We start from the raw sequence: 20,549 nt of genomic DNA on the forward strand, positions 1-20,549 counted from the left end.
CGCAAAAACTCATTGCTTGTCTATAATAAAGAACACAACTCGATATAAAAATGCATTTTATAGCCCTCATAAAAAGCGCTCAAATTGAATACTTCAACTTGAGCCTCAAGACTCGAAACAGACTTTCCTTTGGTATGGACTTAAATCACACCCTCATGATCAAACCCATCAGATTACTACTTTGAGTGCAACTGAAAGAAATGGTAGGTCGGGTGGGCATCTGTAGTCCAAGGGCAGACTCCAAAGATCGCTTCAAGACCTTCACCCAACATTTGTGCAGTGAGCCAATCTTCAGTGACCTCTTGATCTCCTAAGCGATAAACTCTTTCCCATTCTTCAGGTGGATTGTCCTCATCTTCTTCAAGATAAGACGTTGCTGACAGCCATGTAGACTCAAACTGTTGTGGTTCGCCACTTTCAATGAGTGGAAGAAGCTCGGAATGTCGGTTGTCTGCAATCTGGTGCGAGTCCGGACGCCATTTTCCATCACCGCATAGCCAAAACTTCCGCCAGAGTCGTAGTGACAGAAAGCTAAGAGATAGGCTGGGTTGCCAAGCCGCTCGGAAAGCGGCTGCATATCTGCATTCGGGTCTGCGAGCAGTCCCCAAACAAGATCGCCATTGCATACAAAGCAAACATCGTCAAAGAACTGCACCATGACATCGCTTTGATTTCGGATGTCAAATTCGCCTCTGTTTGGATGAGGGATTTCAACAGCGTTCTGACCAAAGAGTTGAGAGATGAATGCTTGAACGTCTTGAATCGGATTTGTGGCCGAAATGCCACCCCTGACTGGGCAATACCCATGGAACCTCCTAGTAAGTAAATGAAGTAGAAATCTGTTTGGATTCTTACTATCTTCTTTCGTCTGTATTTACGGGCAAAAGCGACAAGGACATGTCGGATTGTTTGCAGGGTACGTCATGCGGACACTCCACAGCGCCTGCGTCCACTTCAGGCGCCAACCGCCAGTCGTAATCCGGCAGCTTGGCTTCGTTCATCAATACTTCCAAGGGAACTGTTGGCTTCTTGGCATCAGGCCAAACGTCTACATGGCGCAGTACATATCCTAAAACTTTCGAATCAATATTCCGGTCAAACACGCTAACTCGATCGCTAGTCTTAAGTTTTCGGTTTCGTCCTCAGTCTTCTGCGCATCGCACCATGCCAGCTCCTCCACGAAAGCCTTGGCTGATGCGATATCGCCCACCTGCAGCCATTGATTACGAACTGCGAAGCTGCGTAGCTGCACGCAATAGGGCGGTAATGGGTAAGACCGAACAAAGCCAAAGGCTCGGCCATCGGACAAGTTCAGCAAAAGATCGTCGTACAACAGCACTGGAGGTCCCTCCTGGCGATGATCTCGCGCCGGAGCCAATACGTTGGCAATGCGCAATGCCTGCTCCCAGCCGCGGATATCTGCTTTCATAGGAAAGCCAGCGCTACCGGCGCACTGAAAATAATCACGAAGATCTTTTGCATGTAGGTCCTGCCAAGCGGATGAACGGAACAAGGCCAACTTCTGCAAACACGCCTGGTCCAACCCAGCTTCTTGCCTTCGTTGGTCACGCACAGAAATCCAGTGATACGCAAAAATTCCGCCCAAGATCAGCACGACAATAAAAGCCATCTGAGCCAAAAAGAAAAGGCATCTTCCCCGCTTGCTCTGGCGCCAAGCGGAAGCCTTCTTTCACCGCTTCCATGCAGGTAAAGCTGCCCATACTGAAAACCAACGCTCCGCGTGTCCCTCGGGCAGCCACCACGCAAGCCAATTGGGCAACTGCTGCTCAAAAAATTCCAGGTGATCGGGTCACCATTTGCATTCGCGCAACCCAGGGGTCAGGCTCACCCAACAAGGCAATTACCAGCTCTCGCTGCTTGGGCTCCAACGCAGCAAATCCGTCCAGAATATATTCAAGCGACTCTCCTGCACACCGTTTCGCCGCCAGTCAAACAGGTTGTCCGCCGCAATTAACAGCGCACTGCGTCGCGCACCTAGCGCTCCGCCTTCAATGCGCAGCGCCAACTCCATCTCAAAGGCCTCGCGGTTCTCCAAGCTCTCCAGCATCGGGCTGGCCATCAGCCTCTGCAGCTCTGCCTGCGCCGCTTCAATGTTATTTGGAGAAAACTCCCATTGCCACGCATCCAACAGCTGCTCTGCAACAGCCATAGGGCTCATCACCAACAGCTTTGGCTCTGGCTGTGGTTCTGGCTCAGAGTTCGGCTCCGAATCGGTTCCAGGGCTTGGGTCAGCACTGCTGTGCTCATGCTGCTCTGTATTCCCAACTGTGACGCCACGTCTCGCAAGTCCAGCGATTGCAAAGATTGCAGCGGTTCCAAAGGCGGTTGCTGCGGCTCCGTCTTATCAGGCTCTGCATCAGGGTGATCCAATGCTGCATTGCTTCGCGCATAGGCCATGGCCTGCTCGTAAAGCACTGCGCAGTGCATAAATGCCTCGGGCTGCGCCAGTTGGTCAATGTCTTTGAGCTGTCGTGCATAAGCCCGGCGCACCGCCCGCTCATCGGCGTCTATGGGCAACCCTAATTGTGCAAACGCTTCCTGCAGATTCATGACTATTCCGTTCCACCAGGTAATGCTCTGCCTCAATGCGCGCCAGAAGCTCTTGCAGCTCCTTACGTGGCTGGCAAACTTGCGATCATCCTGCGTATCCAACGCGGCCTCAAATTCCGTAATCGCATCTGCCAGTAGGCTGCGCCCACATGCCCAATAGCTGTGTATGGTGGCGTTCAGCTCTTGCGATCAGTGCGCGCACTTCCAAGCGATCACGGGGATGGAGTTTGAGCGCTTTCATGCGATCCAGGCTTTTTGCCAGTTCCTCAGGCGAAAGCGCTCCGCCGAAGCCTCAATCACCAACTGCCGGGCGATGCCTTGGGGCTGGCCATGCCGCAGTAATACAGCCTCCACTCCAGCAGGCCATTGGCATCCAGCGTAAAGCGCACGTCGGTCGCAAAACCATCATCATCGCTACGGTCTGGCAAAGGCATTTCCAGTTTGCCCAGCGCAATGTTGTCCTGCACCCTGCGGGCCTCGCCTTGATAGATCTCCAGGTGCAAATGCCGCTGGTCTGGCGTGCTGGGATAGAAGCGCTCCACGCGGCTGGCTGGGATGATGGTGTTGCGCTCCAGCACGGGCGACATAAAGCCTTCCTGCCTGCGCCCATCTGCCAGTTGCTTGGAAACATGCACACCCAGCGTATAAGGGCACACATCGGTCATCACCCGCTCGGCCAGTGCAGCATCGCGCCCCCGCAGTGCTGCTTGCACCGCTGCGCCCAGCGCCACTGCCTGGTCCGGGTCCAGAGCGGTTTGCGGAAAGCGCCCAAAAAGGCGGGTCACCAATTGCCGCACGGCTACCAGGCGCGTGCTGCCGCCGGCCATCACCACGGCATCCAGCTCCTGCGGGCGGATTCTTGAATCGCGCAGTGCGCGCTCTACCGCTGGCGCATGCGCTCCATCAGGGGCTCCAGCACGGTTTCCAGATCCTGCGCTGTCCACGTCATTGCCAGCGGCTTGCCGTCCAGCTCAATGCGCATCAGGGCCTCTTCCTGCACGGCCAGGCTGCGCTTGGTTGCCTCGGCCGCGCGCTGCAGCCGCGCAGCGGTCATGGGCTGCTGCGCCTGCTCTTCCGTCAGGCCCAGGTGCTGCACAAAGCGCCGCACCATCAGCACATCCACATCCTCACCTCCCAGGCGGTTGTCGCCTGCGGTGGCGCGCACTTCCATCACGCCGTCAAACAGCTCCAGCACCGATACATCAAAGGTGCCGCCGCCCAGGTCAAACACCAAAAACCGCCCTTCGCTCTGGTGCAAGCCATAGGCCAGAGCAGCGCTGTCGGCTCGTTCAGCAAGGTGATATCGGTAAAGCCCGCCAACAACCCCGCCGACCGGGTGGCATGGCGCTGCACATCCGAGAAATAGGCCGCACTGTTATCACCACATCGGTAATGACCGCACCCAGCTCCGCCTCTGCATCGGCCTTGAGCGAGCGCAGCACCAAGGCCGACAGCTCTTCGGCGCGCATCGCATGCGCTCCCAGGCGAAACACCCGTGCCGTTCCCATATCGCGCTTGAACACCGCAGCACTCTGCTGCGGATGGCTTTGCAACCGCTCGCGTGCGGGCTCGCCCACCAGCAGGCTGCCGTCCTTGTCCACGCTCACCACCGAAGGCGTCAACACCTGCCCCAAGGCATTGGGCACCAGCCTGGCTTTGCCGTCATGCCACACCGCCACCAGACTATGGGTGGTGCCTAAATCAATACCTACGAACATATTTCCTCAGCAGTCGATAAATCGCCCAACGTGATGCAAGCAGGCGCGCTATGGTTGTTGGCTGGTGCGAGCTTTCGCGATAGCGATCATTGAACGTATCAACATCGCTGCGCGCCCTTCACTGCCGATAGGCAGCAGGCGACGCAGCGGATGCGGTTGGCGGATGCGTTTTTCAAGACATCACGCCAACCCCCTCAACATCACAGCCCCAGCACATTGCCCTTGCTGTCCTTGATCTTCATCACGCTGCCCGTCGCGGGCGAGTGGCCGTTGTAGAAGAAGGTGGTGCTGGCCATCTCTTGCGTGCTGCACCAACGGTGTAGAAGCCGCAGGTAGCGCGCCGCTCAGCAACGGATACGAACTGGCAACGCACGCTGCCCTGCTGTTGGTGGCGACGCCATCGGTGATGCGGTCCAAGGTGGCGCGGGTGTTAACGCGCAGGTTGCCCTTGCTCATCGACAACTGCCAGTAGCCCAGCAGCGATTCCGCAGGGCTGCTGTGGCCGGTCAGGTCCATGCGGATGATCTTTTTGGGCGCCTCGCGGGGAACTGATGGTGCCTTCCACCAGCGAATCGGCCTGCTGCAGATCAATGTAGGCAGCGCCGGCATCTTGCACTTCGTGGCCGGTGCGGGCGGGGCCGCCAAAGTAGCGGCCGCCTGCGTACTGGAACAGGCCGATATCCATCGCAGATTGGCCATAGGCGCCCGAGCCCATGTGGAAGGTGGATGCACCGGTGGCCAGGTAGTCAAAAATCTGCAGCACGGCCACGCCGTTTTGCACATCCATGCTGATGCCCGGCCTGGTTTGCCGTTGAGCTCATCGGCCACCACCCAAGTGCCGTTGACGGGGATGCGCGAGGCATTGCAGCTGTTGCCCGGCACAAAGGTCTGCAGGGCAGGCTGGCATTCGCCGCATTGGCGCTGGGCACCGTGCCATTGGCCAGCAGGTGGCCCACCAGTTTCAGCGCCTTGCCCGATGCCTCGCTGGCCACAGCGGTAACCGGTCACATCGGCGGCGGCATAGCGAAAGCTCAGCGTGGGCAGGTAGTCCAACTCCGCTTGCGAAGCGTCTTGCGTGCAGTCAAAACCAGCGGCGCCCTGGCTGGCAAGCTGGCAGTCGTAGTTGAGCTCCGCGGATAACGGTAAACGGTGGCGCGATGACCTGGCTGAACGGGCGCAAGGTCAGCCGGTAGCCGGCGCCCGCTTGCACCAGATTGCTCTGCCAGACCTCATGCAGGTTCGTGCCATCGATGGTGGCCCACACGGCGTTTTGCCCGCCCTGCATCAAGGCTGCGTTCTGGGGTTTGAAGGCATCGGCAGAATCACCTGCCACAAAGCGCTCAATCACCACCGGCGCCTCGCCGGGAACTGCACGGTCCCCTTCAGGCCGTTCTCAAAGGTGATCGTCACATTGCCAGCCTGGCCAGCTTCATCGGCGTGCGCGCCTCGCTGCCAAAGTAGCGGCCGCCTGCGTAGTAGGTCAGCGGCGCCGTCACCGTGTTGCCCTGCATCACCCCCAGCGCCGTGTGGAAGGTTGCCTCGCCATTGGCTTGGTAGTTGTAGACCTGCATGAAGAACGTGTCCTCCTGCACATCAATGGCCAGGCCACGGCCCGGCTTGCCATTGACTTCGCTGGTCACCACCCAGGTGCCCGCCTGCGGCGTAAAACTGCGCTCGGCCGCTTGCGCGCCGCTCGCCATCACCAGGGACACCGCCACCGGTACAGGGGCCAACCAGGCCAAGGAATGCTTTTTCATCCAACTATCCTTTTCAACACTAACGCACTAAAAAACCCAGCCAGCGCGCTGGCAAGGCAAGGGATCCTCTTCAGGTTCTCAGGGAACTACTGCTCTAACAGGTTGGGCAGATCCGCCAGCACCTTGGCCTGGCAGTCGGCCAGCATACGGTTCAGCTCTTGCTGCACATTGCGGTAAGAGTCTTCTGCCCAATAGGCCAAAGGTTGCGCGGGCTCGGAGCGGCCGCTGCAGGCCACCAGCTTTGGAGGCAGCACCCAATTGGACTCGCGGCGCTTATACACATCGAGGCTCAGCAAGAGCTGGTAGTTCGGGACTTCAGCGCCCGTCAAGCTGTCGTACACCAGCTGCGCGAGCCGCCACCCACCACCAACGGGTAACGAAAGCTCTGCGCCTGGGCCAACTTGTCTTGCGCCATACGCGCATCCACAGCCGTTTGCAGCGATTGAACAAAACCGGTGGGGACTGGGTTTTGCAAATAGCGCCGGTCCGCTACATCCTCAATGGGCGCACCTTTGAGGTCATCCTTGCTAAAGCCACTGGCGGCCACGCCGCCGCCCAAGGCAAGCATCAGCACATTCAGCCCCACCTGCGCGGCCACCGCATTGCCCGTGTCCTCTCGCTTCACGATCTGCACCTCGGTCGGCACTTCCTTGAGCTTGGCGCCATTGATGAACGCACTGGAGTAGTCGACCTTGACGGATCCTGGGGGCGTGTTGGAGGTTGTGGCACAGCCTGCCAGTAAGGCGGCGCTGGCGATGGCGCCAATAAAAGACTTGTTTACTTTGATCATTTCCTAAACCACTAAATTAAATGCAACTTATTAATTCAAATGCTTGATTTAAAATATCTATCGTCTAGACGTACTAAGCCCTATTAAAAATAATTATCTATGGTCTTTCTAAATTTTTCAGCGCTCAGCAGCGATTGCGCACTGATGCGTAAACTCTAGACACCAAAATTTCAGTTAACTATTTGAAATAAAAGTCAATGAAAATAAATGAGCCACGTTAGCATCTACTCTGCATCGTATTTATATTTTTGTCTTCACCGGTTTTCCTCTCTCATACAACTCGTAAAAGAACTCCAGCATTCCCACGCTGAATCGCGTTTTCACGTAATTCACAGACTAGTCTATACAAAATCGCATTATTAATATCTACTGCAACATTTCCTATATCAACGCCATTTTTCTTGATTATTAACCCTTTATCGATATAGCACTCCCCCACATTGACCTCAAAGCAAAATGAATCATAATCATCAGCTATACCATTGTTGATCATGGTAAAGATTTCTTGCAACAACCTAGAGTCTGCAGTAATCATTATGCGTTCAACTAAGGGTCTTTGATAATATATTCAGCAATCCACAAGGGATCGTATCTGACATCAAGCCTCAATCGATTTATTATTTCCGTCCATTCCCAGGCAACATGCTCATATGTCCACGTCGGTCTTCGCTCGAATTTTCATACTCCATCGCCTTTTCATCTGGATATTTATTGAATGCTTCTTCGCAGCGAGCGCAGAAAATATTAAAGCAATCTTTATCCACGTAGCTCAACTCAAGGCCTTCAATTCCAGAATATTGATAGCAAGCTTCTTGGCAAGCCCACTCCGGAGATTTAAATGATTCTCTGGTGCGGTTGAATATATTATTGAAAACAAATGCATTTGTTATCCAGAACCTATTTTCAGGTTCAATATTTTCATCAAAATTACCCAGATATGTTGACTCATTGTTTTCGGAATTTTCTAGAGCGAAGCCTATATAGCACTTGCGATGATTGATAATTTAAAATTTAGCGCTATTGAAACCTATTTTTATCACTGAAAAAATTCGACACCGCATCGTCAAAAATTCAGTTTTTTGGCATTAAGTAGTTCAGCATCCATACTAGCCAGACCAAATCAATTGACGATGAGCGATCAGTTTAATAAATTTCGTTTATTCAAGAGTAAATGAAAATTTATCCACCCATCCAAACTCTTTATCTTGTCTTTCGACTCGATGAAGCACATCAACAATTTTCTCCTAAATTTGATTTGGAAATTGCGGAATTTTTCCATTTCAAAATAACTGGGCGCTCAACTCCAGCACTCAATACGTCCCATAGTGCATGCAATTATTTCCATATACACGTTCAATCCCTAAAAATGTGGAAAAAGCATGATGAAAATCATTTGCAGTTTTAATTTCTTCGCCATAGATTATTATTCCCATGTTCCTTCCTTGTCTAGATCCAGCCATTGCGTCAAATGATCTTCTATCGAAGTTCTAAAGTATTCTGAAAAACTGGCCCAAGGCTGTGATACTGATGACTGACCTTCAAAAAACTGAAAAATAGGAGGATCATTTGAGCCAGGAATGAAATAATTAATCTCATAGCCTTGATGCATGCAGAAAATCTTTGCATCTGCAGGAAGAAGATGAGCAACATCTAGCTCCATCAAAAGCACTCGAGCTTCATCTTTAAGCTCTAAAACTCGCGGATAAAAAATATCAGTCCCTTGAAAAATGTTCCCTGCCGCTCTGCCCGCTATCTGTAAAAAACAACGATATTCAGCGGGCAATACACATTCAAAATGTTTTCCACAAAATTGATTTCATCGGTATTGCAACCGACGAGCGAGGAACGAAATATTGACTTTTGAGTTATTAAACTCTCGAGAATATCTTCAATTTTACAGACAGAGGTAGCCATTTATTTACGCGCCAATATTTGTTATAAGTTTTCAGAAATAAAAGACTGCCATACCAACCAAATTACTGCGTCAGAGGACAAGCAGTTTGCCAGTACTTTCACTTGGCAGACCGCCAATATACCGATCAAAATTTGTAGAACATTGCAAACAAATCATTAATCGACAGCGAATACTCTAACTCCACCTAATTTCTGATGAGGATCAAGCAATTGAATAGTTTCCACAGCAAACAAATCACTCGGAATTTGATGTTTAGATCCATTATCTATATTTACACTATTTTTCAGCGAAGGCAAATTCATTTATTCAACTAAGCCGTTGGGCAAGTAAAGATAAATTTTCATATCATCTAGGATTTGTTCATTTCTTATCTGAAACAAAATATCAATGAATTCAATCATTGAGCTGGTCGATTGACACTTATTGTTCGTATCATATTTCATCACCACCACTACTCCATTGGTGCGAAATTTTTCAAGCCCACCACCAATAGAATCTGCAAGTGCATCCAACTTTTTCCACCTTTGATTAAAGGTCTAATGGAAACTCTGTTTTTACAAATTCAAATATCTCATTTTTACTACTAAATCGCATAGGAAATTCAATTACAAAAACCCCATCAGACTTTAATCTTGAAATCTCCGCACAAAAAACATCAATTTCGTTATTATTTTGTCGTAATTAAAAGAATTCATGATTCACCGTATCCTTACGAAAGCAGCCTGCCAGTATCACCGTAGTGGGTCCAAGTCAGATATGTGGCGCCAGTTCGAGAATCCACAACAATTCGATTTGTGCCGGCACCACTTTGACCTGAAGATGGTGGCAATCGATACTCAGTGTATTGTCCAGCCGGTAATTCTCCCTCCCGATTTTGAAACGGGACTCCCCATCGCACACCTTGCGAGCCTGATGGTTTATTCCCTGTTTGAATATTATTAATAGTGAAGTCACTATAGCCTCTTGTGCTGGAGGCAACGATCCAGGAGTAATCATTGGGACGACGCTGCCATTAACGCTATTGCAGTGCCGTTTACATTTGGCCCAGTCGGTTTAGCTCCTGAGTTAGAGGGTCCACCCGAAGCCACTGGCCCATTAACCACCGGCTTACTTCCTCCACTACCCTTCCCAGATCCGATTGCAGCCATCCCAAGCCCGACCAAATCCGCAGGAGAAAGCAAGCCTAATGTTTGCGCCAACCGAGGATCAAGCCCATCATCTATGAGCCGCTGAATGTTCCTTTCAACAGGTATGGAAGTAGCTCTTCCATTGGCATTAATGGTGTCGTTGCTATTGGTACGCGCAAGGCCATGCGCAAATGACTGGCATGACTGAACCCCTCCGCACATCGCATCAATTTCAGCAGATGAGTAACCATTGCCAGTTCTGGCATCCAGAGCCAGACTTGAGCAGGCTCTACCCGAGGCGCAGTTATCGACATTGGCGGTCTGCTGCTCATCAATAATGCTCCATTTCTCTGTCATTTTTTCAATGCATGAAGGGTCGCCTTTGCAATTGGCCAAGTCGTTCTTGAACTCAGCTTCCTGTTTGTGACTCAGGTAGTTATTGGCCGTAGCATTTGTGGCGGCTCCCGCCCCAGTAGTACCGCCAGTAGCTACGCCAATCGCACCGCTGACCAACAGCAACGCCGCATCCTTGCCTGGTCCGGACACTCCCAGCTCCGTCAACAGTTCATCTGCATGGCCGACAGCCGCTTGGCTTGCAGCAGCACCAGCTGCACCACCTGCGCCTCCGGTAAGACCGCCCACCACCGTATGTGCGATCACCCGGTAAAGGCCACCCTCAGAGTACTTTCTTGCTTCTTCTTCCAGCTCTTGCTTACGCACTGGATCTTTTTCTTCGGCTGCCTCATCCCTAAGGGCTTGCGCTTTCTTGCCAAACTCATCACCAATCAGCTTGCTGGTGCGCGCACCAAACTCTGCGGTGATCAGCACCTGCGCATTGACATCGGCCGTTACGCGCTCTTTGTCAAATATCGGCTTGATGCCGGTTTCTTTGTCGCCGGTTCTGGCTTCGCTATTGCCTGCTACGCCAGAGATACCCGCATAGGTCGTGCTGCTGGCACTGCCGCTTGCGCTGCCAATACCAGCTCTGGCACCAGGCCTTCCGGTGTCTTTGTCGCAGATTCGATCTGCTCAGGTGTCTTAGCTGTGGATTGATCACCTATTTGACCGGATACCGAGGCCGACACATTCCAACTGTTCGCGTCGTATTGAGCACTGTTTTCGATATCGCTCATCGCCAGCGTACCGCCGGTGGCAAAGCTGTTTTTGCCGCCATCGATCGCTGCTTGTGTGCTGGTGATGGCACCACCCTTGAGGTTGGTGTCTCCAGCCACATTCACCTGGAAGCCGCCATCACCTGCGCGTATGCCGCTTTGCTCACCCACGCTTGCGTAGTCGCTGTGGATATTGGTGCGCCCGGCACTGACACTGAGGCTCGACGAGCCGTAGCAAAGCGGTGGCACGCAAACTGACACACCAAAGCCACTGCTGCTTCCGGTTTCCTTATAGACGTTGATGTCCTGCAGGCTTTCGATCAGCAGGTTTCCACCCACATCGACCTTGACGCTGTCGCCAGCCACAGTGGCTCCACGCAATGTGGTGTCTTGTCCACTGTGTAGGGTGGTGGTACCACCCGCCTTGATCTGGGTGTTGGTGTAACTCAGGCTTTCACCTTGGCCGTTGCCCTTGCTTTGGCTGGCAGAGGCATTGAACGAGTAGCCCGAGTTCGCACCCACATTGAAGCCCATGCCAATGCTTGCCGAACTGCTGGAGTGACTGTTTTTCTCCTGGAAGCGGTTTTCCGCTGCTTCCAGGATGAGATTGCCTTTCTTGGCATCCAGCGACAGATCCTTGCCTGCCTCGATGCTGCTGCCACGGACATGCAAATCGCCTTCTGTGGCTGTGATCCTGGCATTGCCACCCGCATGAATGGATGAGCCAGAGGCACTGTCGACCTCGTAGCTGCTATTGCTTTTGCTAGCGCTGCTACCCAAGCTGATATTGATACCGACACTCGCCGCTGAGCCTGGGTCTTTGGCCAAATCCGTAGCCAAATTCGCTGTGTCATAAGCAGCCAAGCCAGTAGATACTGCACCCATCGCCTGCATACGCGCATCGCTGACTTGCGTCGTTGCAGCCGCAAGATTGGCAGTCGCCTGAGCGCTTTGAACCAGGCTCACTACCGGATTGCTAAAGCTCACCGACAGGCCGCTTTGTTTAGCGCGCATTTCAAACTTGTCGCGCTCAATCTCCCTGGCCTCATCGATGCTGACCGTCTTGCCCACGATGTCGATGTCACCCGCGGCCAACGCTGCCGAGCCCGTCTGCTGGTAATGGTTGCCCGCGACGATGGTGACGTCGCCCTTCTTGCCTTCACCTTCCTTGCCACCTTGGGCCTGCACGCTAGAGCCTGCAGCGCGCACGCTTTCATTGGTGCGCTCAGTGGTCGTGGTGCTGCTGCCGATGGTGAAACCGAAGCCACCATTGCCAAAGATGCCGCTCTTCTTGGTTTCCTTGAAGCTCTCCGCGCTGGCCGTGTCTTGCCCGGCCAAGATGTTGACGTCGCGCTTGGCAGTGATGGTCGCCGAGTCTTGCGCGATGACATGCGATCCGCGCAGGTTGACGTCCTGGCCCGCTTGCACGTACACCTTGTCGCCGCTGACGATGCTTCCTTCACTGAGGCTGGAATGGCCCACATCCAAAGTGGTGGTGCGCTTGCTGCTCAGCAGGCCACTGCTCTTGCTGTAGCTGGACTCATAACGTCCGTGCTCGGTTTGCATATCGAGCACATTCACATCGCCGCTGGCAATCAGAGAGGTGTCACCCTTGGCAGTGACCGTTGCACCTTGCAGCGTGATATTGCCGGGGCCTGCACCAGGCTGGACAACGCTGGGCTTGTGGGCAATCGGGTCGTCGGCTGTGCCTGTGCCTTGGCTCGCATTGCTGGCACTGGGCACCGGTGTTCCATTGGCAATCAGCGCGATGCCGCCGCCCGCAGAGATCTCACCGCCACTGAGCACTTCATCGGTTTGCGCAACACGGCGCTCCTTGCCACCGCGCTTTTCGTAATCGTTGGTGGATGTGCTGTCCTTCGCAGCCTGTACGTTGACACTGGCGCCTTGAATGACGATGTCTTTGCCCGCGCTGACATTGGAGCCAAGCACGTCCACAGTGCCCTTGGCACCGATCTGCACATCGCCTTCGCTGCTGGATACGACCGCACCATAGTTCTTTACCGACGCACTTTGTCCTTCGGTACGGGTGCTGGTGTACGTGATTTGCTGGCCATTGCTGGTGGTGGTGCTCTCCGCTTGCAGGGCTTGCAATGCCACGTTGCCCGTGGCCGAGATGCCAACACCTTGCTTGCCTTCAATGTGGCTACCTGCCAGCAGCACATTGCCACTGCCTTGGCTCGCATCACCATTGGCAATCACGGCCACCTTGCCGCCGGCCGTCACCGTGCCACCGCTGTAGCTTTCGCTGTGGGTGGTGCTGGTCTGGCTGTCCGTCACGCGGCCATCCACAGTGCGGCTTTGCGCCTGCTCGGTCACGGCGGTGTCGCGCGCGGCGCGCACGCTTACCTCGGCGCCTCGCAGCAACACATCCTGGCCGGCATTGATGCTGCCGCCGGTGATGGCGAGCTTGCCGCCTGCGGCAATCGCAACGCTGCCGTCCGCACTGTCAATGGTGGTGCCCACGCTGGTGGTGGCGGTGCTGGTGCTGGTCTGGCGGCTGTCGATCACGGCGATGCCTTCTACAAAGGTATCGCTGCCGGTGGCGCTGTTGTTCCAGGCCTGGTATTCACGGCTGTTTTTATCGGCATGGGTGGTCTGGGTCGTCTGCTTGACGCCCAGGTTGACGTTGCCGCCAGCATTGATGCCCACGCCCTGTTGGCCCACCACCTTGCTGGCGATCAGGTCCACATCGCCACCGGCGTCCAGCACAAACTTGCCGGCGTCGCTGATGAACTGGCCTTCGGTCGCCGAGATATTGCCATCCGCCTTCAAGAAGCCGCCGTTGCTGCAACGATGCGGCCCGGTTGTTGCTGATGTCGCCCTTGATGTCGGTGACCAGGGAGCCGGCCTGGATCAGGCCGTTGTCGTTGTTCAGGTACTTGCCGTTGAGGCTGGCTGTGCCGCCTGCACTGATGCTGGCACCAAAGTTGTCGATGCCCTGCGCGGCATTGATGATCAGCTGGTTGGTCACATCCAACCGGCCGTGGTTGATGAACTGGCCGCTCAGGTTGAGCTGCAGGTCATTGGCGCTGAGGCCGCCGGGCACTACGCGCAGCTGGCTCCAGTCGCTCCATTGGGGGCTGAAGCCCGCGCCCATCAGCACGGCAACCGCGCCTTCTGGGTCTGGAAGATGGGGTCCTTGAGGTTCAGGCCGCGCTCTGGCGTGGTGGGCGCTGGGCCGTCGCCATTGCCCGCCACGGGCGTGCCGGCAGAGCCGGTATCGCCTGCGCCCGCGTTGTTGCCGGCGCCAGCGCCTGCACCGCTGGTGTCCGTGCCTTCGCCATCGCTGTACTTGACGGCCTGGGCGTTCTCTACGACCAGGGGCTTGATCGCGCCCGTGGTCGTGCCTGAGCCATCGCCCGCCTGGGCGTTGCCTGCATTCACCTGCGTGTTTTGCGCATCGGTGATCAGCGGCAAACCGGTCGACGGATCAATCGGTGGCTTGATGGTGATGTCACCGCCGTTGATGATGAGGCTGTCGCCCACGATGGTGCCGATGTTCGGGCCGGTCAGGGTCAGCTCGGTGGCGCCGGCGCTGGTATCCAGGCGGGGTTTGGAGACAGAGGTGCCCGTCATCTGCACGGTATCGCCATTGGCGTCCTTGCCCTCCCACACCACGGTCTGGTCGATGTCTTGCTGGTTGAGGGAGAAGGCACCGCTCACCTGCGCATCGGAGGCGATGTTGTCCAGATGGCCGGTAAAGGTGCCGCCAATGTAGAGCTGCGCGCGGTTGGCCACATCGGTGTAGCTGATGACCTGCGCACCCGTCAGGCCCGCTGGTGGTGCATCCACCGCATAGGCGCCCTGGCTGATGTCTGGCGCACCAGCGCGGTCGCGCGTGCCGGTGGCTTCGTTGCGGATGCTGCCATCGGCATTGCCGGCAATGGCGACCGTGCCCTGGTTGTGCAAGGTGCCGGTCCAGCGCACATCCTGGCTGCCTACGTTCCAGCTCTCGCCCGCGCCCACGGAGATACCGCCCACGTTCAGGTCCAAGCTGCCCAGGGCCACCAGCGCATTGCCAGCGGGGGCATAGGTGCCGGCCATCGTGAGGCTGGCATCTTGCAAGCTGCCCACGGTGCCGCCGGCGTTGCTGTAGCCGCCGGCCTTGATGTCCAGGTTTTCTCCGGCAATCACCACGCCGGTGGCGGCATTGCTGAAGCCTCCGGTGGTCTCGATGCTGATGGTGCTGGGCGGGGCGTTTTGGCCGTAGACAATGCCCGCGTTGCTGAACGAATTGCCCTTGATGGCGATGTTGTCGGCCAGCAGCTTGCCGTCCTTGCCGTTGGAGACGGCGCCCGCGGCGGTCAAGCCCAGATCGCCGCTGGCGACGATGCTGCCCTGGTTGGCAATGGCGCCGCTCGTGGTGGTGATCTGCACATCGCCGGCCTGGGCCAGCACCATGCCATCGTTGCTGACCGAGCCTGCGGTGATCTGCACGCTTTGGCCCAGCACCTTGCCTGCCACATCGGCGCTGGGCGCGGTGTTGGCAAAGGCGCCGGTGGTGGTGATCTGCACCGCATTGGCCGCTTGCAGCTGGCCGCTGTTTTGCAGCGATGCGCCGGTCACTGTCAGGTTGCCACCCGCAGAGATGATGCCCGAGACAGCTGCGCCTTCGGCACCGCCCGAGGTGTAGGGGTCGTTGGTGCTGCGCTCGTTGTTCAGCGCGCTGTTGATGGTGATGTCAGTGCCTGCATGGATGACACCCTGGTTGTGGGCAGTGCTGGTGTTGATGCTGAGCGTGGTGCCGGCAGACACCGTGCCAGGCTTCTGGCTGTACTCATAGCTATCGGGGGTGCTGCAGCCACCGGGCAGCGCGCAGCTCTTGGTCTCTTGCAGGCGGTTCTCAAACGAGCCACCGCTGATCTGCATGGCACCCGATGACTGGATCTGGCCGCCATTGCTGATGCTGCCGCCCGAGATGGACACCGAGCCGCCGGTGATGCTGCCGTCATTGCTGGTGTTGCCACCGCTCACTGTGAGGCTGTCGCCTGCGCTGACAGCGCCGGTATTGCTCAGACCGCCGCTGATGTCGATGGTAGTGGCGGTGATTTCGCCAGCATTGCTGGTGCTGCCCAGCGACGCGCTTTGCGCACCGACCTTGCCGCTGTTGTCCAGAGCGGCCATGGTCAGCGTGTTGGCGGCAATCTCGCCGCTGCTGCTGCTGCTGCCGGTCACGCCCAGCTGGTTTTGGATGTAGACGTTACCCTGGTTGGCGAGACCCGCATCGATGTCCGAGTTCTGCGCCACCACGGTGCCGCTGTTCGACAGGGTGCCGCCTGCGTAGTGCAGGTCTTGCCCGGCCTGGATGGTGCCCGCCGATTGCGTGCCCGATGCCGATTGCAGGCGGATGTCCTGCGCAGCGCTCAAGGTGCCGCTCTGGCCCAGGCGCGTGCCGCCCGAGGCCTGCAGATCCAAGGTGCCAGCGGTGGCGATGCCGCCCTGGCTGGCCAGGTTGCTGTCGATATTGCGGGCGCGGATGCTGATGTCGCCCTGCGATTGCAGCGTGCCTTCGTTGACCAGATCGCCCGTGGTGTCGATGTTCACCGCCTGGCCAAAGGTCATGTTGCCCTGGTTCAGGATGCGGCCGGTATCGGCCTTCAGATCGACCTGGCCGAGCAGCAGGCTGTCGCCCAGAAAGTTCAGATCCTTGTGCGCATGACCGCTGAAATCGCCAGCCACCTGCAGCTGGTCCTCAAAGCTGATGCTGCCTGCCGTGCTGCTGGCCTGCAGGTTGCCCATGATGGCCACAGGCCCGGCAATGGCAATGTCTTGCTGCGCCTGCAAGCTGGCATTGCCTTGGGTGGCGAGTTGGCCGCCCAGTGCAATGGCGCCGGCGCTGCTGCGCACATCCACCGACTGGGCCAGCACATTGCCTGCCACCTGAATGCCTTGCTGCGCATCGACCAAGGCATGGCCCTGGGTGCCCAGCATGCCACCCACTTGCAGCGCGCCTGCCGTGCTGCTGATCTGCATGCCGTTGTTGGCCACCAGATCGCCGCCCACCTGCAGGCCGCCTTGTGCATTGGCCACGAGCTGGTCGGTGACCTGCAGGTTGCCCGCCACGCGCTGCGCGCCTGCGCTTTGCAGTTGGGCGTTGCCGATGACCAGTGCATCGCCATCCACCACAATATCGCCACCGGCTTGCGCCTGCAGGCCCGCGCCTGCTGCCAGCGACCCGGCCAAAATGTTGCCGCCCGCCTGCACATCGGCATGGCCTTGCACGGCTATCTCGCCGCTGACCGCATGGTCCTGGCCTGCACGGCCCACATAGTCGCCGCCCGTTTGCAGGCTGGCCAGTTGCACGGTGCCATCCGCCTGGATGGATGTGGCTGCGCCGCCCGCCACGCCCGCCACCACTTGGCCAGCGGCGATGTTGCCGCCTGCGCGCATGTCCAATGCGCCAGCCGTGCCCACCTGGCCGCCCACGGTCGTGTTGCCCGCCACCGATTCGGTGGTAATGGCGCTGGCCATCAGGTTCTGGGCAATGCGAATGTCTTGCTGGGCTTGCAGCTGGGCTGCGCCGGTGACCTGCACATCTTGCACATCAATGCTGCCCGCAGCCAGGCTGGCATTGCCACCCGATGCCACGGTGTTGGCCACCAGGCTGCCACCTACTTGGGCTTGCAGGCCTTGCTCGGCAATCAGGTCGCCGTTGATGCGGGTGTCGCCACCGCTTTGCAGGGCCACCTGGCCGGCAGATTGCACGGAGCCCGCCACCTGGGTGGCGCCTTCCGATTGCAGGCTGAGATTGCCTACGGAGGCGATGCCAGCGCCGCTGCTGATGTCACCGGTGCTGGCCGTGATGGTGGCCGCTCCGCCCGATTGCAGCCCCTGGCCCAAGGTGACGCTGCTGCCTTGCACAGTGGCGCCTTGCGCGCCATAGACAGCGCCGCCTACATCGACCTTGCCGCCAGTGCTGGCGAAGCGGGCACTTCCGCCCGATGCCACTTCACCGGCAATGGCGATGTCGCCTGCGGCCTGGGTGTTGATATCGCCGTTGGCGAGCAGCGACTGGGCACTGACACCGGCGTTTTGCGAGGTCAGCGCGGCGTTGCCGCCAGCACTGGCGCCACCAGCCACTTGCAGCGACTGCGCTGCGTTGAGACTGAGGTTGCCGCCTGCCGAGGCATTGGCCAGTTGCACATCCGCCTGGCTGGAGGTCACGGCCGCGTTCCGGCCCGCGCCCAGTTCGCCCGCGACGCGAATGCGGTCTTGGGCGTTGACCGACAGATCGCGCCCTGCCAACAGGGCCTCGGCCGTGGCGGTGATGGCGATATCGCCACCGGCCTGCACGTTCTGCACCTCGGTATGGTTCTGGCTTTGCAGGCTGACCGAGCCGTTGGAGAACACATCTTGCGCCCTGATGCTGCCTTGGCTGCTGGAGAGCGCCACATTGCCGTTGGCACGCACCTCGCTGCCCAGTTGCAACTGGTCAGTCGCGGCAATGTTGACGGCGCCTTGGCCCAGCACCGGGCCTGCCACGTTGACGTTGTGGCCCTGGATACTGACGTTGTTGCCTTGCAGCCCTTGCGTGGCGCTGAAATCGCCCTGCGCGCGCCAGTTTTGCGAGCCGGCCGAGTTGGCCTGACCGTTCAGCGCAATGTTGCCGCCAGCCGAGCCGTTGATGCCGCCACCGGCAGTCAAGGTATCGCCCACCTGCAGGTTGTTTCCCGCATTCAGGTTGATGCTGCCGCCACTGTTGACGGTGTTGTTGATGGCGATGTCGCCACCTGCGTTGACGCCAAAGCCCGAGCCCGTGGTGACCGCGCCATCAAAGCGCGCATCGCCCCCGGTGTTGAGGCCAAAGCTGCCCGAGACATTGACCTGGCCGGTGTTGTGGAAGGACTGGCTGACATTCAGGTTCAAGTCGCCGCGCGCATTGAGGTTGCCGTCCGCGCCGCCCAGGTTCAGTTGCTGGGCGGTGACATCCGTCTGGCCGGCATCGATATCGCCACCCAGGGTGACTTCACCGCCATCGACCTGCAGGCGCTGGCCCACGGTGGTGTTGCCTTGCAGGTCCACGCTTTGGGCGCCGGACAGCTGCAGGTTCTGGCCCACGGTGAGTTCGCCAGAGCTGCGCACATTGGAGGCTGTGACCTGCGCATCGCGGTTGACCTGCACACGGCCAAACAGCGCAGCATCGCCACCGGTCTGCATCTGCAGGTTGCCGCCAATGGTGGCGTCGCCAGCGATGGACGCGCCATCGCGTGCCTGGATGCTGACATCGCCGCCGCCCTGGAAGGCGCCGGCCACGCTGACCGTGCCGCCACGCAGCTGCGTGTTGCCCGCAATCTGGCTGGCCCCGGTCCGAGACTCCAGGCGCACCGCCTGCGCGGCCTGCACGTTCAGGTCGCCGGCGGTGACCAGCGGGCCTTGGGTGCTGACGCTGCCCTGGCTGCTGCTCAGCGCAATCTGCTGGTTGCCCCGGGCTGGCCCGGTCAGCAACACGCCGTCGTTGCCGCTGACTTGGAGCTGCTCATTGGCAGCCACATTGCCGCCTGCCACCACGAAGCCATCGGCATTGATGCGGATGTTGCGCGAGGCCGCCACATCGCCGGTGTTGACCCGGCCGGCACTGCGGATGTCGACATCTTCCTGGTAGGCCAACAGCGGGCCGCGCAGGTTCACGCCCATGCCGGCATCGGTGGAGACCACGGTGATGCGGCCAGCCGTCATCGCGCCCAGTGCGCTGGCATCAATGGCCACGGTGGTGCCTGGCACGGCAGCGGTGCCGGCGATCAATGCATTGGCATCGGCCGTCTGCGTGGCGGCGTTGGGCGATTTGCCCGCCGTCAGGTTGATGCTGGAGATGCCCGGGTTGAGATAGTGCGCACGCAAAGGCCCGTTGATGCGCAGCAGCTCGCCCACCAGGTCGATCTGGCCGACCGTGCCTTCGACACCCCGGCCATCGATGCTGATTTGCCCGCCCTGGACGTTGTAGCCAATGCCCGATGCCAGATCAAAGTTGCTGGAGGCGCCATTCACATCCTGCAAGGTGATGCTGCCGGTGCTGAAGGACAGGCGCGGGGTATTGACCACCCCGCAGCCATTGCAGCTGATGCCGCTGGGGTTGGCAATGATCACCGCGGCGGGGTTGCCGAACACTTCGACGGTGCCGTTGATCTGGCTGGGGCTGCCCTGGACCGTGACCTCGTTGACGATGGTGTTGGCCGTGCCGCCCGCCAAGTTCGGGTTGGCCCCTGCCGTGCCACCCAGCAAGGGCCTGCCACCAATCTGGCTGTTGTTGAGCACCACACCGGCCTCTGGTACATCAAAACGCTGGTACTGGTTGAGTGACAGACCCGCCGCATTGGGCGTGGTGATGTTGATGAGTGATGCCCCGCTGGAGAGCGATTCGACACCGGGCTGGAATGCCATCGGCGCGCGCGGGTCTGCAATTGGCGCCATCGCGGGGATGGCGGGCGCGGGGGCAGCGGTGGTGTTTGCGCATACGCGGGCGAGAGCACGCCCAGGCTGGCTTGCGTCAGCACATGGGCCCACATCACCGTGGCAGCAATGCGCTTCTTGCCCCGGTCGC

General features: G+C 57.8%; 19 protein-coding genes and 1 pseudogene. All 20 read right to left on the reverse strand.

What is annotated here, in order from left to right:
• Positions 1–310 precede the first annotated feature (310 nt).
• The 20 genes and pseudogenes from ACFODQ_RS00155 to ACFODQ_RS00250 all read right to left on the reverse strand — a co-directional run bounded on the left by ACFODQ_RS00155 (position 311) and on the right by ACFODQ_RS00250 (position 20,419).
• The gene (locus tag ACFODQ_RS00155) at positions 311–658 is read right to left on the reverse strand and encodes a hypothetical protein (protein ID WP_377014280.1); all 348 of its coding nucleotides are present in this window, start codon (positions 656–658) and stop codon (positions 311–313) included.
• 411 nt (positions 659–1,069) lie between these two features.
• A complete protein-coding gene (locus tag ACFODQ_RS00160) occupies positions 1,070–1,630 on the reverse strand; it encodes a hypothetical protein (protein ID WP_377014283.1) in 561 nt (186 codons plus the stop codon).
• Between the two features lie 231 nt (positions 1,631–1,861).
• Positions 1,862–2,170 (reverse strand): hypothetical protein, encoded by a 309-nt coding sequence (locus ACFODQ_RS00165; RefSeq protein ID WP_377014285.1) that lies wholly within the window; start codon positions 2,168–2,170, stop codon positions 1,862–1,864.
• Positions 2,171–2,178: 8 nt separating this feature from the next.
• A complete protein-coding gene (locus ACFODQ_RS00170; RefSeq protein ID WP_377014287.1) occupies positions 2,179–2,673 on the reverse strand; it encodes a hypothetical protein in 495 nt (164 codons plus the stop codon).
• 194 nt (positions 2,674–2,867) lie between these two features.
• Positions 2,868–3,515, reverse strand: coding sequence for an Hsp70 family protein (locus ACFODQ_RS00175; protein ID WP_377014289.1), 648 nt, complete (start codon positions 3,513–3,515; stop codon positions 2,868–2,870).
• Positions 3,452–3,924, reverse strand: a pseudogene (locus tag ACFODQ_RS00180) (Hsp70 family protein). The gene ACFODQ_RS00175 and the pseudogene ACFODQ_RS00180 overlap by 64 nt, the downstream one beginning before the upstream one ends.
• Positions 3,861–4,289 (reverse strand): Hsp70 family protein, encoded by a 429-nt coding sequence (locus ACFODQ_RS00185; RefSeq protein ID WP_377014291.1) that lies wholly within the window; start codon positions 4,287–4,289, stop codon positions 3,861–3,863. The pseudogene ACFODQ_RS00180 and the gene ACFODQ_RS00185 overlap by 64 nt, the downstream one beginning before the upstream one ends.
• Positions 4,290–4,719: 430 nt before the next feature.
• Positions 4,720–5,076: a hypothetical protein gene (locus ACFODQ_RS00190; protein WP_377014293.1), complete on the reverse strand. Its 357-nt coding sequence runs from the start codon at positions 5,074–5,076 to the stop codon at positions 4,720–4,722.
• Positions 5,036–5,281, reverse strand: coding sequence for a hypothetical protein (locus ACFODQ_RS00195; RefSeq protein ID WP_377014295.1), 246 nt, complete (start codon positions 5,279–5,281; stop codon positions 5,036–5,038). Before ACFODQ_RS00195 ends, ACFODQ_RS00190 begins: the two co-directional genes overlap by 41 nt.
• An 89-nt stretch (positions 5,282–5,370) precedes the next feature.
• Complete coding sequence (locus tag ACFODQ_RS00200) at positions 5,371–5,637, reverse strand: hypothetical protein (protein ID WP_377014297.1); 267 nt, start codon at positions 5,635–5,637, stop codon at positions 5,371–5,373.
• Between the two features lie 58 nt (positions 5,638–5,695).
• Positions 5,696–6,046, reverse strand: coding sequence for a hypothetical protein (locus ACFODQ_RS00205; RefSeq protein WP_377014299.1), 351 nt, complete (start codon positions 6,044–6,046; stop codon positions 5,696–5,698).
• A gap of 86 nt (positions 6,047–6,132) precedes the next feature.
• The gene (locus ACFODQ_RS00210; RefSeq protein ID WP_377014301.1) at positions 6,133–6,387 is read right to left on the reverse strand and encodes a hypothetical protein; all 255 of its coding nucleotides are present in this window, start codon (positions 6,385–6,387) and stop codon (positions 6,133–6,135) included.
• Positions 6,372–6,836, reverse strand: a complete 465-nt coding sequence (locus ACFODQ_RS00215; RefSeq protein ID WP_377014303.1) for a hypothetical protein — start codon at positions 6,834–6,836, stop codon at positions 6,372–6,374. Before ACFODQ_RS00215 ends, ACFODQ_RS00210 begins: the two co-directional genes overlap by 16 nt.
• Before the next feature lie 271 nt (positions 6,837–7,107).
• Positions 7,108–7,329, reverse strand: coding sequence for a hypothetical protein (locus ACFODQ_RS00220; RefSeq protein WP_377014305.1), 222 nt, complete (start codon positions 7,327–7,329; stop codon positions 7,108–7,110).
• A 930-nt stretch (positions 7,330–8,259) separates the two neighbouring features.
• Positions 8,260–8,619 (reverse strand): SMI1/KNR4 family protein, encoded by a 360-nt coding sequence (locus ACFODQ_RS00225; protein WP_377014307.1) that lies wholly within the window; start codon positions 8,617–8,619, stop codon positions 8,260–8,262.
• A gap of 434 nt (positions 8,620–9,053) precedes the next feature.
• Complete coding sequence (locus ACFODQ_RS00230; protein ID WP_377014309.1) at positions 9,054–9,263, reverse strand: hypothetical protein; 210 nt, start codon at positions 9,261–9,263, stop codon at positions 9,054–9,056.
• Between the two features lie 197 nt (positions 9,264–9,460).
• Entirely contained in the window at positions 9,461–9,649 is a 189-nt protein-coding gene (locus ACFODQ_RS00235; RefSeq protein ID WP_377014311.1) for a ribonuclease domain-containing protein, read from the reverse strand.
• 94 nt (positions 9,650–9,743) lie between these two features.
• Positions 9,744–10,706, reverse strand: coding sequence for a hypothetical protein (locus ACFODQ_RS00240; protein WP_377014313.1), 963 nt, complete (start codon positions 10,704–10,706; stop codon positions 9,744–9,746).
• Positions 10,707–10,798: 92 nt separating this feature from the next.
• Positions 10,799–13,783, reverse strand: coding sequence for a hemagglutinin repeat-containing protein (locus tag ACFODQ_RS00245; RefSeq protein ID WP_377014315.1), 2,985 nt, complete (start codon positions 13,781–13,783; stop codon positions 10,799–10,801).
• A 324-nt stretch (positions 13,784–14,107) separates the two neighbouring features.
• Positions 14,108–20,419 (reverse strand): filamentous hemagglutinin N-terminal domain-containing protein, encoded by a 6,312-nt coding sequence (locus ACFODQ_RS00250; RefSeq protein WP_377014317.1) that lies wholly within the window; start codon positions 20,417–20,419, stop codon positions 14,108–14,110.
• Between the last annotated feature and the right edge of the window lie 130 nt (positions 20,420–20,549).

The sequence above is a fragment of the Comamonas sp. JC664 genome, assembly GCF_042647185.1.

Excerpts from the sequence above, each read along its gene's own strand:
- ACFODQ_RS00220 (WP_377014305.1), bottom strand. The coding sequence starts at position 7,329 with ATGATCAACAATGGTATAGCTGATGATTATGATTCATTTTGCTTTGAG.
- ACFODQ_RS00160 (WP_377014283.1), bottom strand. The coding sequence starts at position 1,630 with ATGGCTTTTATTGTCGTGCTGATCTTGGGCGGAATTTTTGCGTATCAC.
- ACFODQ_RS00250 (WP_377014317.1), bottom strand. The coding sequence starts at position 20,419 with ATGGCGCCAATTGCAGACCCGCGCGCGCCGATGGCATTCCAGCCCGGT.
- ACFODQ_RS00155 (WP_377014280.1), bottom strand. The coding sequence starts at position 658 with ATGGTGCAGTTCTTTGACGATGTTTGCTTTGTATGCAATGGCGATCTT.
- ACFODQ_RS00215 (WP_377014303.1), bottom strand. The coding sequence starts at position 6,836 with ATGATCAAAGTAAACAAGTCTTTTATTGGCGCCATCGCCAGCGCCGCC.
- ACFODQ_RS00185 (WP_377014291.1), bottom strand. The coding sequence starts at position 4,289 with ATGTTCGTAGGTATTGATTTAGGCACCACCCATAGTCTGGTGGCGGTG.
- ACFODQ_RS00190 (WP_377014293.1), bottom strand. The coding sequence starts at position 5,076 with ATGGATGTGCAAAACGGCGTGGCCGTGCTGCAGATTTTTGACTACCTG.
- ACFODQ_RS00165 (WP_377014285.1), bottom strand. The coding sequence starts at position 2,170 with ATGGCTGTTGCAGAGCAGCTGTTGGATGCGTGGCAATGGGAGTTTTCT.
- ACFODQ_RS00205 (WP_377014299.1), bottom strand. The coding sequence starts at position 6,046 with ATGAAAAAGCATTCCTTGGCCTGGTTGGCCCCTGTACCGGTGGCGGTG.